Source organism: Microbacterium meiriae (assembly GCF_040686935.1).
GTDB classification, from domain to species: domain Bacteria; phylum Actinomycetota; class Actinomycetes; order Actinomycetales; family Microbacteriaceae; genus Microbacterium; species Microbacterium meiriae.
This window is the reverse complement of the sequence record NZ_JBFBMF010000005.1, coordinates 147,821-161,585: the sequence shown is the minus strand read 5'-3', so window position 1 is coordinate 161,585 and position 13,765 is coordinate 147,821. Positions and strand designations below refer to the sequence as shown.

General features: G+C 70.5%; 15 protein-coding genes. 3 read left to right on the top strand and 12 right to left on the bottom strand.

Annotation, left to right across the window (positions count from 1 at the left end):
- Nucleotides 1-35: 35 nt before the first annotated feature.
- The 4 genes from AB0P08_RS16195 to AB0P08_RS16180 all read right to left on the bottom strand — a co-directional run bounded on the left by AB0P08_RS16195 (nt 36) and on the right by AB0P08_RS16180 (nt 4,514).
- A complete protein-coding gene (locus AB0P08_RS16195; protein ID WP_197971853.1) occupies nt 36-956 on the bottom strand; it encodes a carbohydrate ABC transporter permease in 921 nt (306 codons plus the stop codon).
- A complete protein-coding gene (locus AB0P08_RS16190; RefSeq protein ID WP_187662536.1) occupies nt 953-1,900 on the bottom strand; it encodes a carbohydrate ABC transporter permease in 948 nt (315 codons plus the stop codon). Before AB0P08_RS16190 ends, AB0P08_RS16195 begins: the two co-directional genes overlap by 4 nt.
- A gap of 3 nt (nt 1,901-1,903) precedes the next feature.
- Nucleotides 1,904-3,217 carry an ABC transporter substrate-binding protein gene (locus tag AB0P08_RS16185; protein ID WP_363590536.1) on the bottom strand — a complete coding sequence of 438 codons (1,314 nt, stop codon included), beginning with the start codon at nt 3,215-3,217 and terminating at the stop codon, nt 1,904-1,906.
- 61 nt (nt 3,218-3,278) lie between these two features.
- Nucleotides 3,279-4,514, bottom strand: a complete 1,236-nt coding sequence (locus AB0P08_RS16180) for an aminotransferase class V-fold PLP-dependent enzyme (RefSeq protein ID WP_363590535.1) — start codon at nt 4,512-4,514, stop codon at nt 3,279-3,281.
- Nucleotides 4,515-4,680: 166 nt separating this feature from the next.
- Here AB0P08_RS16180 and AB0P08_RS16175 point away from each other — a divergent pair, with 166 nt between their 5' ends.
- Nucleotides 4,681-5,358 (top strand): FadR/GntR family transcriptional regulator, encoded by a 678-nt coding sequence (locus AB0P08_RS16175; protein ID WP_085605550.1) that lies wholly within the window; start codon nt 4,681-4,683, stop codon nt 5,356-5,358.
- A 104-nt stretch (nt 5,359-5,462) separates the two neighbouring features.
- Here AB0P08_RS16175 and AB0P08_RS16170 read toward each other — a convergent pair whose 3' ends face one another.
- From AB0P08_RS16170 to AB0P08_RS16150, 5 genes are read right to left on the bottom strand one after another with little or no spacing between them, the layout of a single operon-like run.
- Nucleotides 5,463-5,978: a glycine cleavage system transcriptional repressor gene (locus AB0P08_RS16170; RefSeq protein WP_363590534.1), complete on the bottom strand. Its 516-nt coding sequence runs from the start codon at nt 5,976-5,978 to the stop codon at nt 5,463-5,465.
- Between the two features lie 21 nt (nt 5,979-5,999).
- Nucleotides 6,000-7,058: a PLP-dependent cysteine synthase family protein gene (locus tag AB0P08_RS16165; protein WP_363590533.1), complete on the bottom strand. Its 1,059-nt coding sequence runs from the start codon at nt 7,056-7,058 to the stop codon at nt 6,000-6,002.
- 24 nt (nt 7,059-7,082) lie between these two features.
- Nucleotides 7,083-7,895, bottom strand: coding sequence for a GntR family transcriptional regulator (locus tag AB0P08_RS16160; RefSeq protein WP_363590532.1), 813 nt, complete (start codon nt 7,893-7,895; stop codon nt 7,083-7,085).
- Nucleotides 7,895-8,299, bottom strand: a complete 405-nt coding sequence (rbsD, locus tag AB0P08_RS16155) for a D-ribose pyranase (protein ID WP_187662530.1) — start codon at nt 8,297-8,299, stop codon at nt 7,895-7,897. Before rbsD ends, AB0P08_RS16160 begins: the two co-directional genes overlap by 1 nt.
- A 14-nt stretch (nt 8,300-8,313) precedes the next feature.
- Nucleotides 8,314-9,276 (bottom strand): ribokinase, encoded by a 963-nt coding sequence (locus AB0P08_RS16150; protein ID WP_363590531.1) that lies wholly within the window; start codon nt 9,274-9,276, stop codon nt 8,314-8,316.
- Nucleotides 9,277-9,394: 118 nt separating this feature from the next.
- On the opposite strand from AB0P08_RS16150, the gene AB0P08_RS16145 reads away from it, so the two are divergent.
- Complete coding sequence (locus AB0P08_RS16145) at nt 9,395-10,057, top strand: transaldolase family protein (protein ID WP_268777033.1); 663 nt, start codon at nt 9,395-9,397, stop codon at nt 10,055-10,057.
- A gap of 4 nt (nt 10,058-10,061) precedes the next feature.
- On the opposite strand, the gene AB0P08_RS16140 is transcribed toward AB0P08_RS16145, so the two are convergent.
- Complete coding sequence (locus AB0P08_RS16140; protein ID WP_187662527.1) at nt 10,062-10,739, bottom strand: FadR/GntR family transcriptional regulator; 678 nt, start codon at nt 10,737-10,739, stop codon at nt 10,062-10,064.
- Nucleotides 10,740-10,786: 47 nt separating this feature from the next.
- Here AB0P08_RS16140 and AB0P08_RS16135 point away from each other — a divergent pair, with 47 nt between their 5' ends.
- Nucleotides 10,787-11,686: an amidohydrolase family protein gene (locus AB0P08_RS16135; protein ID WP_363590530.1), complete on the top strand. Its 900-nt coding sequence runs from the start codon at nt 10,787-10,789 to the stop codon at nt 11,684-11,686.
- 336 nt (nt 11,687-12,022) lie between these two features.
- Here the strand turns inward: AB0P08_RS16135 and AB0P08_RS16130 are convergent, their stop codons facing one another.
- Complete coding sequence (locus tag AB0P08_RS16130) at nt 12,023-12,817, bottom strand: SDR family NAD(P)-dependent oxidoreductase (protein WP_363590529.1); 795 nt, start codon at nt 12,815-12,817, stop codon at nt 12,023-12,025.
- The gene (locus AB0P08_RS16125; protein ID WP_363590528.1) at nt 12,799-13,659 is read right to left on the bottom strand and encodes a fumarylacetoacetate hydrolase family protein; all 861 of its coding nucleotides are present in this window, start codon (nt 13,657-13,659) and stop codon (nt 12,799-12,801) included. Before AB0P08_RS16125 ends, AB0P08_RS16130 begins: the two co-directional genes overlap by 19 nt.
- Nucleotides 13,660-13,765 lie beyond the last annotated feature (106 nt).

Here is a 13,765-nt window from a genome sequence, read left to right as displayed (position 1 = left end):
TCGCGGAATGGGACCATTTGCGCGATTCGGGCGGGTTACTCCTTGACGGCCCCGGCCGTGAGGCCCTGGACGATCCAGCGGCTGGCGAGGGCGAACATCACCATCGTCGGGAGGATCGTCAGCACGGCCGCGGCGCTCATGGAGCCCCAGTCGATGTTGAACGTGGAGATGAAGCCGTTCAGCGCCGATGGCACTGTGCGGTTCGCGTCGGTGTTCATCAGCACGACCGACAGGAACAGCTCGTTCCAGCAGTTCACGAAGTTGAAGATGAACGCCGCGATGATGCCAGGCGTCATCACCGGCACGAGCACTCGGAACAGTGCACCAAGGCGCGAGCAGCCGTCGATCATCGCCGCCTCCTCCAGCGCGTCGGGGACGTTCTCGAAGAAGCCCCGCAGCATGACCGTGGAGAACGGGATGCAGATCGCGATGTAGACGAGGATGAGGCCCGGCTTGGTGTCGACCAGGCCGAGGTCGGTCATCATCGAGTACAGCGGCCCGAGCGCGATGAAGGCCGGGATCATCTGCGTCAGCAGGAACGCGATGAGCACCGCCCCCTTGCCGCGGAACTCGAACCGCGCCAGCACGTAGGCGCTGAGCAGCGCGATGAGCGTCGCCACCGCCCCGGCCGACACCGCCACGATGGCGGAGTTGGCCAGAAACGTCCCGAACGAGCTCTTCTCGAACAAGCTCGTGAAGTTGTCCAGCGAGGGCTCGCTCGGCCAGTACTCGATCGGGAAGCGGTTGATCGTGCCAGGCGACTTGAACGCGGTGAGCGTGATCCAGTACAGCGGGAACAGCGTGATGAGCAGCCACAGCCCCAGGCCGACGACACGCACCACGCCGCCCACCGTCACCCGGGGCTTCGGGCGCGGGGCGGCCTTCGGGTCGGGCACCGTGATGCGGCGCGTCTCGGTGACCGAGGACCCGGTCCGGACGGATGAGGTGATGGTCATCGCTGCACTCTCCGCATCGCCATCAGGTAGAACGCGCAGAACACCATGAGGAAGGCCACGACGATGAGCCCGATGGCGCTCGCGATGCCGTAGTTGCCCTGCTGCGTGTAGTTGATCATCCACGTCGTGATGATGTGGGTCTGGTTGGCCGGGCCGCCGTTCGTCATCGCGTAGATGATGTCGGGGAAGTTGAAGATCCAGATCACGCGCAGCAGGATCGTCAGCAGCAGCGTCATCGAGATGTACGGGATGATGATCGAGAACAGCTGCCGCACCTTGCCGGCGCCGTCCAGGCTCGCCGCCTCCAGCATCTCGTCCGGCACCGACTGCAGGGCCGCGAGGATCATGATCGCGAAGAAGGTCACGCCGTACCAGATGTTCGCGACGATCACGGCGAACATCGCGAGCTTCGGGTCGGCCAGCCACGGCAGGGGCGCGTCGATCAGACCCGCCTTCATGAGAAGGTCGTTGACGACGCCGAACTCGGCGTTGAACATCCAGCGGAACAGCATGCCGATCAGGAAGCCGGACACCGCCCACGGGAAGAACACCAGCGCCTGGTAGAGCCCGCGGAAGCGGAATCGCTTGCGCAGGGCGAGAGCGATGAGGAAGCCGATCACGAGCTGCGGCACGAGCGAGCCGACCACCCAGAGCACGGAGTTCCACGCCACGGTCGGGAACGCCGGGTCCCGGAAGACGGCGAGGAAGTTGTCGATGCCGACGAACGGGGTCGACGTGAGGTCCCACAGGTTCCAGTCGTGGAACGCCATGCGGGCGCCCTGCAGCATCGGCCAGTACGTGAACCAGCAGACGAAGACGATCGCCGGCGCGAGGAACGCCAGCAGGGTGAGCGCAGTGCGACCCCGGAAGGGGCGACGACGCGATGCCGGGGAGGCCCCGCCGGCGGTGCCGACGGAGCCCCCTTCACGGATGGTGCGGGCCACGGATCAACCCTTCTCCGCGGCGTACTTCTCGGTCCAGAACGCGTCCCACGAGGCGAGGAGGTCCTTCGTGGACATGTTGCCGAGCAGCACGCTCTGCACGTCCTGGTCGGACTTCTGGATCCACTCGGTCCACCAGCTCACCCCGCGCGGCTGACGCACGTTGACGTAGGTCTCCGGGTCCTCGGTCATGGTGACGTAGCTCGTCCAGGGGCCGGTCGAATAGAACTCGTCGTCCGCGGCGGCCGCGATGATCGGGACGAGGCTGTTCGCCTGCGCGAACTCGGTGGCGGGCTCGGCCGACGACAGGAACTCGACGAGCTTGACCGCCGCCTCCTTATGCTCGCTGTTCTCCGCGACGCCCCAGCCGGCGACGGCGAGGGGCTGCGCGGCCTTGCCGGACGGGCCGACGAGCAGCGGGGCGGTGTCCCACTGGTCTTCGGTCAGCGAGGAGTCCTGCACCGTCGCGATGACCTCGGGGTCCTGCAGCAGGAACGCGGTGGTGCCGTTGGTGAACCCGGCGACCATCTCGGGGTAGCCCCACGAGACGGCGGACGGCGGCGAGGCCTCCTTGAAGAGGTCGAAGTAGTCGTCGACCGCCTCCTGGGCCTCGGGCGCGGCGAAGATCGTCGAGCCGTCCTCCATGAGGAACGCGTCCTCCGTGTCGAGGCCGTCGATCGTGTAGGCCTCGATCGCCGCGACGACGTTGCTGTTGGCGTTCTGGCCGCCGCGGAAGGCGTAGCCGTAGATGTTGTTCGACGGGTCCTGGATGGCGGACGCCTGCTCCAGCAGGTCCTTCCAGCTGTGCGGCGGGCCGTCGAAGCCGGCCTGCTCGACGAGGTCCGTGCGGTAGAAGAGCGACAGGCCGTAGAAGCCGTAGGGGACGAAGTAGCTCTTGCCGTCCTCCGCGACCGATGCCGACTGCGCGTTCTTGGTCAGGGCGTCCCAGCCGTCCCACTCCTTCAGATCGTCGCCCAGGTCGTACAGCCAGCCGTTGTTCGCGAACGGCCCGACGGTGATGTCGCGCACCTCGAGCACGTCGACGCCCTTGCCGGACTGCAGCATCTGCTGGATCTTCTGGTCGGCCTGCTCGGTGGGCGGGGAGACCAGGGTGACGGTGATGTCGGGGTTGTCCTTCTCGAACTCGTCGAGCAGTCCGCGGAGGAGCTCGGTGCGTGCCGGGTTCGTCAGGCTCTCGACCATCTGGAGCGTGACGCTGCCGTCGCCGCCGGACGAGCCGGAGCCTCCGGAGCATCCGGTGAGTGCGAGGACGGCGACGGTGCCGACTCCGGCTGCGGTCGTCAAGATCTTGTTCTTCACGATGTGCCTCTCGGTGGGGGTGGGTGGGTGTTCGGGTGGGTCGTGCGGGAGGTGATGCGGGTCAGGGGAGGATGAGGGCGTCCGCGGGGCGGATGCCGGCGCGGCGCAGGATCGCCGGGACGCAGCGCTCGACGAACGCCTCGACGTCGGCGGCCTCGGTGTACAGGTGCGCGGAGAGGCGGAAGTAGCCGACGCCGCGGAAGCTCGTGAACGCGGTCTCCACGCCGACCTCGTCGAGGAGGTCCATGCGCAGCGCGTCGGCCTCCTCGCGGGTGGCGCCGAGGCCGAGCGGCAGCCGGATGAGGCGCATGGACGGCACCGGGGAGGGGAGCGGGGTCAGTGGGTCCTCGTCGCCGAACGGGCGCAGGGCCTCGGCGATGAGCTCGGCCCCCGCGTCGGCGCGCGCTGCCATGGCTTCGCGGGCGGCCGCCCATCCGAACTCGGCCTCGATGAACTCGATCGCGGTGGGGGTGGCGAGGTACGTCGTGGCGTCGATCGTGCCTTGCGTGTCGAAGCGCTCGGGGTACGGCTCGCGCGCGGCCCAGGAGTCGATCAGCGGCCAGAGCTCGTCGCGGTCGGGGGCGGTGGTGACCAGGAGGGCGGAGCCGCGCGGGGCGCAGGGCCACTTGTGCAGGTTGCCGAACCACCAGTCGCCGCCGGCGACGGCCGCCGCGTCCGGGATGAGGCCGGGGGCGTGGGCGCCGTCGACGAGGGTGCGCACGCCGCGCTCGGCCGCGAGGTCGGCGATGCGGCGGGTGGGCAGCAGGCGGGCTGTGGGCGAGGTGATCTGGTCGACGACGAGCAGCCGCGTGCGCGGGGTGAGGGCGTCGGCGAAGAGCTGCACGATCTCGTCGTCGTCGGCGAGCAGGGGCAGGGCGACCGTGCGGACGGAGGCGCCGAAGCGGCGGGCGAGGCGCTCGGCTCCCATGGTGATGGCCCCGTAGCCCTGGTCGGTGACGAGGATCTCGTCGCCGATCTCGAGCTGGAGGGCGTTGTAGACGACGGTGGCCGCGGCGGAGGCGTTGGGCACGAACACGCTGTCCTCCGCGCGGGCGCCGACGAACGGAGCCGTCCGCTGCCTCGCCTCCTGCACGCGCTCCGCGATGCGCGGGAACCACTCGACGGGGCTCAGGTCGGCGCGGCGGCGCAGGGCGTCCTGGTGGGCGACCACCACCGACGGCACCGCCCCGAAGGACCCGTGGTTGAGGTGGATCACGGTCGGGTCGAGAGGCCAGGCGTCGCGCGCCCGCAGGCCGGAGTTCAGCGTGAGCGGAGCGGGGAACTGCGGAGCGGGCATCGGACCTCATCGGTGAGTGGGGGCGAGTTGTTGCACAACTTTGCCACACGCCTTCGGTTTTGGCTACGAAAGCGCGAAGATGAAACATAGTTGTCATACGAGTTTGCGGCCGCCGGTGTGTCCGACAGACTTCACGAGGGGTGGGGGAGTGGCAGAGAGGATGACGATGAGCGCACTCGACACGGCGCTGCACGGGCTGCGGGCTCTCATCGCCGACGGCGCTCTGCGCCCCGGCGACCGGCTGCCGAGCGAGGGAGAGCTGTGCGAACGGCTCGGCGTCTCACGGGGATCGCTCCGCGAAGCCATCCGCACCCTCGCCGCGCTCGGCGTGCTGGAGACGCGGCACGGCTCCGGGAGCTACGTCAGCGAGCTCCGCGCGGCCGACCTCATCGGCAGCCTGTCCCTCACGGTCGGACTGCTGCCGATGGCCGGGGTGCTGGAGCTGACGGAGCTCCGACGGGTGCTCGAGCCCCATGCGGCGGCGCTCGCCGCGGCCCGCATCGACGAGGACACGGTAGCCGCGCTCGACGAGGTGCTCACGGAGATCGAGTCGACGACGGACTTCGAGGCGCAGTCCCGCCTCGACCACGAGTTCCACATGGCGATCTCCTCGGTCGCGGGTAACGAGGCCCTGACCAGCCTGATCGACGTGCTGCGCTCCCGTTCCCGGGCCTACCGGATCTCCGACCCGGAGGATGCCGCGGAGCTCAAGATCCACTCCGACGCCGGCCACCGTGCGATCCTCCGCGGCCTCGCCGCCGCGGATCCGGTGGCAGCCTCCGCCGCCGCGTCCGCGCACGTCGCCTACACCGAGTACTGGGTGCGGCGGTACTCCGGCCTCTGACTCCTGGTTTCCCGGCCGAGCCACCCTCTTTCGTGCGCCCCGGCCCTATTCGGACGTCCGGAAGGGGGTGGGCGGCACTGAAGGGGGTGGGTCGGCGAACGGGGTCAGCCGAGGTTGATGTCGACCTGGATCTCGGACGCGAGGCGCTCGAGGTCGGCGCGCAGGGCGTCGAGGTCGACCGTCGGCGGGACCTTCGCGATCACCGAGGCCTCGAACAGTCGCCCGCCGGCCATCGCGGCCTCCCGGGTCTCGGTCGTGAGCTCCTCGATGCTCAGGGCGTGGGCGTTCAGCACCGCCGACACCTCGCGCACGATGCCGGGGCGGTCGTTGCCGAGCACCTGCATCACGATCAGCTGCTCCTCGTCCTCCGACGGCCCCGGCGTGCCGGTGAGCACCGACAGCGTGAGCAGCCCCTGGCCCTGGATCGCCCGGAGCGCGGTCTCGAGCTCCCCCGTGCGCTCCGTCGGCACGGACACCTCGATGACACCCGCGAACGTGCCGGCGAGCTCGGCGAGGGAGCTGTTCTCCCAGTTGCCGCCATGCGCATCGACGACATCGGCGACGGCGGCCACGAGGCCAGGACGATCGGCACCCGCGACGGTGAGGATGAGTGTGGTCATGGGGTCAGCGTAACCCGGGGATCACTCCGCCCAGACGCCGGACTCCAGGAACCGCTCCAGCCGCGCACGGTGCGGGGCGAGGTCCCACCCCTGCTGCGCCACCCACTCGTCGGAGTAGTACGTGCCGGCGTAGCGCACACCGCTGTCGCAGATGAGGGTCACGACGCTGCCGGTCTCGCCGGCGGCACGCATCCGGGCGATGAGCTGGAACGCGCCGTAGAGGTTCGTGCCGGTGGAGCCGCCCGCCCAGTGCAGGGTGCGCTCGCGGAGGAGGCGGATCGCGGCGATGGAGCCCGCGTCCTGCACCTGGATCATCTCGTCGATCACGGACGGCACGAACGAGGCCTCCACCCGCGGCCGCCCGATGCCCTCGATGCGGCTCGGGCGTCCCGCCGGCGGGTCGACCGTGCCCGCCCAGCCGTCGTAGAAGGCTGAGCCCTCGGGGTCGACGACGGCGATCCGGGTGTCATGGCGGCGGTACCTCACATAGCGGCCGAACGTGGCGCTGGTGCCGCCGGTGCCGGCGCCCGTGACGATCCAGCGGGGGATCGGATGCCGCTCCTGGGCGAGCTGGCTGAACACGCTCTCGGCGATGTTGTTGTTGCCGCGCCAGTCGGTCGCGCGTTCCGCGAAGGTGAACTGGTCGAGGTAGTGCCCGGTGCAGTCCGCCGCCAGGCGCTGCGCCTCGGACGACATGTCCTCCGGACGGTCGACGAAGTGGCAGGTTCCGCCGTAGAACTCGATGAGGTCGATCTTCTCCTGCACCGTCGACCGGGGCACGACGGTGATGAACTTCAGTCCCAGCATGCGGGCGAAGTAGGCCTCCGACACCGCGGTCGATCCGCTCGAGGACTCCACGAGGGTCGTGTCCTCACGGATGCGCCCGTTGACGAGCCCGTAGAGGAGGAGGGAGCGCGCGAGGCGGTGCTTGAGCGAGCCGGTCGGGTGCACCGACTCGTCCTTGAGGTAGAGGTCGATGCCCCACTCCGGCGGCAGCGGGAACAGGTGCAGGTGTGTGTCGGCGCTGCGGTTGGCATCGGCTTCCAGCAGGGCGATCGCGGTGCTGGTCCAGTCGCTCATGCCTCGAGCGTACCGGGGCCGCTGTCAGCCCACCGTGCCCGCGGGGGAGGCGCCGCCCGATCCGTCCACGTGCATCAACGACGCCTGGGACTGCTCCTGCTGGAGCTGGAACTCGAAGCGCGAGCGGTCGCCGCGGTGGTACGCGATGAAGTACTCGATCGGCACCCCGTCCTCACTGCGGCTGACGCTGCGCAGACGGAGGAGGGCGGAGCCGGCGCTCACACCGAGGTGCTGAGCCTGCTCGTGCGTGGCGACCGTCGCCTCGGCCGAGCGGACGCCGTGCGTGGCGATGATGCCGTGGTCGGCGAGCAGCCGGTACAGCGACGCCTCGGTGAGATCCGCGCCGAGCGTCACCGCCCCCACCGCCTCGGGCATCCACGTGGTCGAGAGCGACCAGGGCTCGCCGTCCACGTGTCGCAGCCGCTCCAGCACGATCACCGGCGATCCGACCGGCACCTCCAGGGCCAGGGCGACCTCCTCGTCCGCGACGGTCTGCTCGTGGCGGAGGACGTCGCTGTGCACATGGCCGCCGCGCCGCTCGACGTCGTCGTACAGCCCGACGAGTGTGTGTACGAGACTCTCGCTCGTGCGCGGGCGGGAGACGAACGTGCCCTTGCCCTTCACGCGCTCGACGAGTCCCTCGTGCTCGAGCTGCGCCAGCGCCTGCCGAACGACCGTGCGGGAGATGCCGTAGCGCTCGCACAGCCGGTGCTCGCCGGGAAGAGGATCGCCCGGCTGCAGACCGTCGCGGGCGATGCCGTCGATGATGAGCTGCCGGAGCTGGTCGTACATGGGCGCCGCGCTGTGGCGGTCGATGGCGTCCTCGATGAGGGACATCAGTACGCCACCCCCGCGTGCAGGATCACGTTCGCGTACGGGGTGAACTCCCCGGAGCGCACGAAGGCGCGGGCGGCGTGCGTGCGCCGCTTGAACTCGACGTGCGGGACCAGCTCGATCTCGAACCCCGCATCGGCGAAGCGCTCGCGCAGGGCGTCGAGCACCTCCGGGCTCTTCTCGGCGACCTCGGCCGATACCGTCGCGCCCTCGACGACGAGCTCCGCGAGCACCGTGTCGAGCACGTCGAGGAAGGCGGGGGCGCCGGGGCGGTAGGCGAGGTCGATGCGCTCGGCGCCCGGCGGGATCGGCAGCCCGGCATCGGTCACGACGATCAGATCGGTGTGCCCGGTCTCGCTGATGACGCGGGAGAGCGCGGGGTTGATCGTGGTCGAGGTCTTGCGCATCGTGTGCTCCTGGTTCAGTTCGCGACGGGGGCCGCGGTGCGCGCGGCGAGGAAGGCCTCGACGTCGGCGCGGCGGGGGAGGCTGGGCGAGGCCCCCTGCTTCGTGACGGTGAGGGCGCCCGCGGCGGTCGCCAGCCGCACCGCATCGGTGAGGGCCGCTCCGCTCGCGAGCGCGGCGCCGAGGTAGCCGGCATAGGCGTCGCCCGCGGCGGTGGTGTCGACGGCCTCCACGGGGAACGGCGGGACGACGGTGGCGCCCTCGGCGGTGACGACGCACGACCCCTGTCCGGCCAGCGTGATGACCGCGGCGCCCACACCCTGCTCCAGGAACCAGTGTCCGGCGCGTTCGGCGGAGGCGGCGTCGGTCACCTGGATTCCGCTGATGAGCGATGCCTCGGTCTCGTTCGGGGTGACGATGTCGATGCTCCGCCAGATCTCCGCTGCCAGCTCCGCCGCCGGTGCCGGATCGAGGATCACGGTCATGCCGTGCTCGCGTCCCCGGGCGGTGATGTGGGCGGTCAGGGCGGACGGGGTCTCGAGCTGGGTGAGCAGCACCGAGGTCGTGGGGGCGAGCGCTGCGAGGGCCTCGTCGATCTGCTCGGTGCTCAGGGCGGCGTTCGCGAGCGGCACCATGACGATGTCGTTCTGCGCGGAGGCGTCGACGCGGATGTGCGCGATGCCGGTGGGGCCCGGGACGGTGCGCAGGTGCGCGAGGTCGACGCCGGCGGCGGTGAGACCGTCCACCACGAGGTCGTGGAACAGGTCGTCGCCGACGCAGCCGACGAAGCTCGTGCGGGCGCCGGAGCGTCCCGCCGCGACGGCCTGGTTCGCGCCCTTGCCGCCGAGCATCAGCGTGAACTCGTCGCCGAGGATGGTCTCGCCGCGGGCCGGGAGCCTCTGGGAGAAGGTCGTGACGTCGGCCGTCACGCTGCCGACGATGACGACGCCGGAGCGGTCGCCGGGGTGTGCGGGTGTCATCTCGCTCCTGATCCTCCTCGACAGCGCGGGACTCCCGGTCTTTGACAAGGTTCGGGAGCTGTCATTACATTAGCCGAAGCCCCACCTGTAACGACAGGTTGCCCGCGAGGAGACCCCGATGACCGCGATCGCGCCCCGCCTGTACGTCGACAGCGCCGACACCGACCGTGTCGCGCGGCTGCTCTCCGCCGGGGTCGTGCACGGTGTCACGACGAACCCCACGATCCTCGAGCGTGGCGGGCGGACGGCTGGGGAGATCCCCGACCTCTACGCCCGCTGGGTCGAGGAGGGCGCTCGGGAGGTGTTCTTCCAGACGTGGGGTGGTGACACCGCCTCCTTCCTCCGGAACGCGGAGGGCATCCGTGCGCTCGGCGACCGGGTCGCGGTGAAGGTGCCCGCGACCGCAGCCGGGTTCGCTGCCGCTTCCGCCCTCGTCCGTGACGGGGCCACGGTCCTCGTCACGGCGGTCTACTCCGTCGCGCAGGCGCTCGCGTGCGCTTCGATCGGTGCCCAGTACATCGCGCCCTACCTCGGGCGCATGCGCGACGCGGGCATGGACGGCGACGCCCTCATCGCCCGGATGCAGGAGATGTGCGCGGGCAGCGCCTCCAACGTCCTCGCCGCGTCGCTGCGGACGGCCGATGACATCACCGGGCTGCGCGCTGCCGGCGTCCCCTACTTCACCGCCGCGCCCGACGTGCTCGACCAGGTGCTGTTCCACGAGGTCAGCGACAGCTCGGCGGCCGAGTTCGACGCCGCGATGGAGCGTCTCGGCGCCTGACGGGTCAGGCCGAGGCGGCCTGCCGCAACCACCGCTCGACACCCGCGATGTGGGCCGTGGCGAGGGAGGTGGCCAGTGCCGAGTCGCGCTGGGCGATGGCGTCGGCGATAGCGCGGTGCTCCGACAGGGTGCGCTCCACGGCGCCGCCCTCCGTGAGCCCCCGCCACACCCGGGCCCGGACCGTCTGGCTGCTCAGGTGCTCGATGAGGCTCGCGAGGTAGGCGTTTCCCGCCATGCCCACGATCTCGCGGTGGAAGCGGATGTCGTGGTCGACGAGCTCCTCGATGCCGACGGAGGCGTCGACGGCCTCCACCTCGTCCTGCAGGGCCGCGATCGCCTCGTCCGTGCCCAGGGTCGCCGCGAGCCCGGTGGCCTGCGATTCGAGCATCCGGCGGACGGCGAACATCTCCAGCATCGAGTCGTCGTCGTGCATGTCCACGACGAACGCGATCGCCTCCAGCAGCAGGTGCGGCTCCAGGCTCGTGACATAGGTGCCGTCACCACGACGGACGTCGAGCACGCGGATGACCTCCAGTGCCTTGACCGCTTCGCGCATCGAGTTGCGGGAGAGGCCGAGGCGCTCGGAGAGCTCCTTCTCCGGGGGCAGGCGATCGCCGGGGGCCAGTTCGCCCGACACGATCATCGCCTTGATCTTCTCGATCGCCTCGTCCGTCACTGCCATGGCGCTCATCCTCGCACAACATCCGATGTCTGCGGCAGGATGGGGGCATGCGCATCCTCGACTCGCACCTGCACCTGTGGGACCCGGAGGCCCTCGGGTACACGTGGCTCGAGGGACCGCTCGCGCGGCGCTTCGGTGCCGTCGAGTTCGAGCATGCGCGGGTGGAGCGGGCCACGGACGAACGGGCCGTGTTCGTGCAGGCCGAGACCGCCGAGGACGACTTCCTCGCGGAGGTGCGGTGGGTGGCAGGGCAGGCGGAACGACTCGGGGTGGTCGGCATCGTCGCCGGCGCTCGGCTCGATCGCGGCACCGACACCACGGTGCACCTGGAGAGCCTCACCGCGGAGCCCCTCGTGGTCGGCGTGCGTCATCTGCTGCAGGGTGAGCCGGACGGCATGATGCTCTCGTCGGCCTTCATCTCCGGGGCCCGCGAGGTCGCGGCGCACGGGTGGACCTTCGACGCGTGCGTACGTGCCGCGCAGCTCCCCGACGTCGCACGACTGTCCGGCGCGATCCCCGAGCTGCGGATCGTGCTCGATCACCTCGGCAAGCCGGAGGTCGGGTCGGCTTCTGCTCCGCGCACGCCCTCTGTGGAGTGGGAGCGCGACCTCGCCGAGCTGGCGCGACACCCCGGGGTGTTCTGCAAGGTGTCCGGACTGCCCGCGGAGGCCGGAGGGGACTGGAGCCTCGCGCAGCTCGAACCCTTCCTCGACACCGCGGCCGACGTCTTCGGTCCCGAGCGCCTGATGTGGGGGAGCGACTGGCCCGTCTCGGCGGTCGGCCCCGCGGTGCCGGACGATCCCCGCGCGCCCGCCGACGGCTCTCCGGTGAATCAGCCGTCCGCACGCAGCCGCTGGGCCGACGCCGTGGCGGCCTGGGCCACGTCCCGCGGCATCGATCACGACGCCCTCTTCCACGCCACCGCCACCTCCTTCTACTCCCTCTAGCTCCCCCTCCCCGCCCCTTACGCGGGGCGAGTGCAATATGCCACCTCCGGAGCCCCGTCCAGGCCCGCTTTTGATCCCGGCCGGATGGGTGCCGTACCGCTCACGCTCGTCCCTCCGGCGCCTCGTGGCGTGCGGGATGGGAAACGGTCCGCGGCCGCAGCGTCGGGGAGCGATTCTGATCCCGCCCGCGCGGACACCCGTGTGCGGGATCAGAAAGGGGCGTGCGGGGCGGGATCGGGGAGCGGTTCTGATCCCGAACGGCGGGACGGGATGGGGACGGGACGAGAACGGCCCGGGGTCTCGCGGGGAGACACCGGGCCGTCGGAGAAGAGCGAGTCACTCGGGGCGGAGGCGGAGCTGCGCCATCCCCCCGTCGACCTCGACGAAGGTGCCCGTGGTGGAGCCCGCGGCGGGACTCACGAGGTAGGCCACCGCGGCGGCGACCTCGTCGGGGCTCACGAGTCGTCCGTGGGGCTGTCGTGCCTCCAACGCGGCCCGCTCGGCGGCGGGGTCGGCCGCGGAGTCGAGCAGTCGTCCGACCCAGGGGGTGTCCGCCGTGCCGGGGTTGACCGCGTTGACGCGGATGCCCTCGCGCAGGTGGTCGGCGGCCATCGCGCGGGTCAGAGCCGACACGGCTCCCTTCGACGCGGAGTACAGCGCCCGCTGCGGGAGTCCGGTGGTCGAGGCGATCGAGGCCGTGTTGCACACCGCGGCGGCGGGGGACTTCCGCAGCCAGGGCAATGCCGCCGAGGTCACCCGAGCGATGCCCGTGACGTTGATGGAGAGGACGCGGGCCCACTCGTCGTCGTCGTTCGCCGCGATGTCGCCCTGCGCACCGATGCCGGCGTTGTTGACGACGATGTCGATGCGGCCGAAGAGCTCGGCGACGGCGGCGACGGCGGCGTCCACGCTCGCGCGGTCGGAGACGTCGGCGGTGAACGCGGCGAACCGCTCGTCGGCGTGCGTGGTGTCACGATCGAGGACCGCGACGATGACGCCGTCCTCGTGCAGACGGTCGGCGATCGCCGCGCCGATGCCGGAGGCTCCTCCGGTGACGATGGCCACGAGGCCTTCGGTGCCGCCGGCGCTGGGTCCCTGAGCCTGTCGAAGGGTCACTTCTCTGCCTCCCATGCGACGAAGTCCTGGCGCTGGCGGCCGAGGCCGTCGATCTCGATCTCCACCACGTCGCCCGCGGCCAGGTAGGGGTACGTGCCGGACAGGGCCACGCCCTGCGGGGTGCCGGTGAGGATCAGGTCACCGGGTTCGAGCGTCACGTACTGCGACAGGTGGTGCACGATCTGCTCGACCGTGAAGATCATGTCGCTCGTGTTCGAGTCCTGCCGCGGCTCGCCGTTCACGAAGCTGCGGAGGCCGAGCGCCTGATGGTCCACCTCGTCCGGGGTGACCAGCCAGGGACCGGTGGGATTGAAGCCGAAGGCGATCTTGCCCTTCGACCACTGCCCGCCGGACACCGCCATCTGGAAGTCCCGTTCCGACACGTCGTTCGCGGCGACGAAGCCGGCCACGTGCGCCATCGACTCCTCCGGGGAGTCGAGGTAGGCGGTGCGGGTGCCGATGACGATGCCGAGCTCGACCTCCCAGTCGGTCTTCTCGCTCCCGCGCGGGATCGTCACGGCGTCGTTGGGGCCGACGACCGTGTTGGGCGTCTTGAGGAAGATGATGGGGATGGTCGGCGGCTCCGACCCCGACTCCGCGGCGTGCGCGGCGTAGTTCATCCCGATGCAGATCACCGCGCTCGGGCGGGCGATCGGGGCGCCGATGCGCATCGTCGCGGCGTCCGGCAGCTCGGGGAGCTCCCCGGCGTCGCGGGCGGCGGCGACGCGGGCGACGAAGTCTCCCGCAAGGAAGTCGCCGTTGACATCGGATGTCACCGGGCGGAGGTCGAGGTAGCGGTCACCCTCCAGGAGGACGGGGATCTCCGCCCCCGGGGTGCCGAGCCGCGCGAACTTCATGATTCTCCTGATCGTTCGGGAGGCCGCTGCTCAGCGGCCGGTCTCGTTGACAGTATAGACATCGGATGTTTACACTCCAAGAGATCCGCGCGGAAGAACGACCCGC

Bases quoted from the DNA above. Each gene is read 5' to 3' on its own strand.
- AB0P08_RS16150 (WP_363590531.1), bottom strand. From the start codon at position 9,276: ATGACACCCGCACACCCCGGCGACCGCTCCGGCGTCGTCATCGTCGGC.
- rbsD (WP_187662530.1), bottom strand. From the start codon at position 8,299: ATGCGCAAGACCTCGACCACGATCAACCCCGCGCTCTCCCGCGTCATC.
- AB0P08_RS16145 (WP_268777033.1), top strand. From the start codon at position 9,395: ATGACCGCGATCGCGCCCCGCCTGTACGTCGACAGCGCCGACACCGAC.
- AB0P08_RS16130 (WP_363590529.1), bottom strand. From the start codon at position 12,817: ATGGGAGGCAGAGAAGTGACCCTTCGACAGGCTCAGGGACCCAGCGCC.
- AB0P08_RS16180 (WP_363590535.1), bottom strand. From the start codon at position 4,514: ATGCCCGCTCCGCAGTTCCCCGCTCCGCTCACGCTGAACTCCGGCCTG.
- AB0P08_RS16160 (WP_363590532.1), bottom strand. From the start codon at position 7,895: ATGTCCCTCATCGAGGACGCCATCGACCGCCACAGCGCGGCGCCCATG.
- AB0P08_RS16125 (WP_363590528.1), bottom strand. From the start codon at position 13,659: ATGAAGTTCGCGCGGCTCGGCACCCCGGGGGCGGAGATCCCCGTCCTC.
- AB0P08_RS16135 (WP_363590530.1), top strand. From the start codon at position 10,787: ATGCGCATCCTCGACTCGCACCTGCACCTGTGGGACCCGGAGGCCCTC.
- AB0P08_RS16165 (WP_363590533.1), bottom strand. From the start codon at position 7,058: ATGAGCGACTGGACCAGCACCGCGATCGCCCTGCTGGAAGCCGATGCC.
- AB0P08_RS16140 (WP_187662527.1), bottom strand. From the start codon at position 10,739: ATGGCAGTGACGGACGAGGCGATCGAGAAGATCAAGGCGATGATCGTG.
- AB0P08_RS16175 (WP_085605550.1), top strand. From the start codon at position 4,681: ATGAGCGCACTCGACACGGCGCTGCACGGGCTGCGGGCTCTCATCGCC.
- AB0P08_RS16170 (WP_363590534.1), bottom strand. From the start codon at position 5,978: ATGACCACACTCATCCTCACCGTCGCGGGTGCCGATCGTCCTGGCCTC.
- AB0P08_RS16195 (WP_197971853.1), bottom strand. From the start codon at position 956: ATGACCATCACCTCATCCGTCCGGACCGGGTCCTCGGTCACCGAGACG.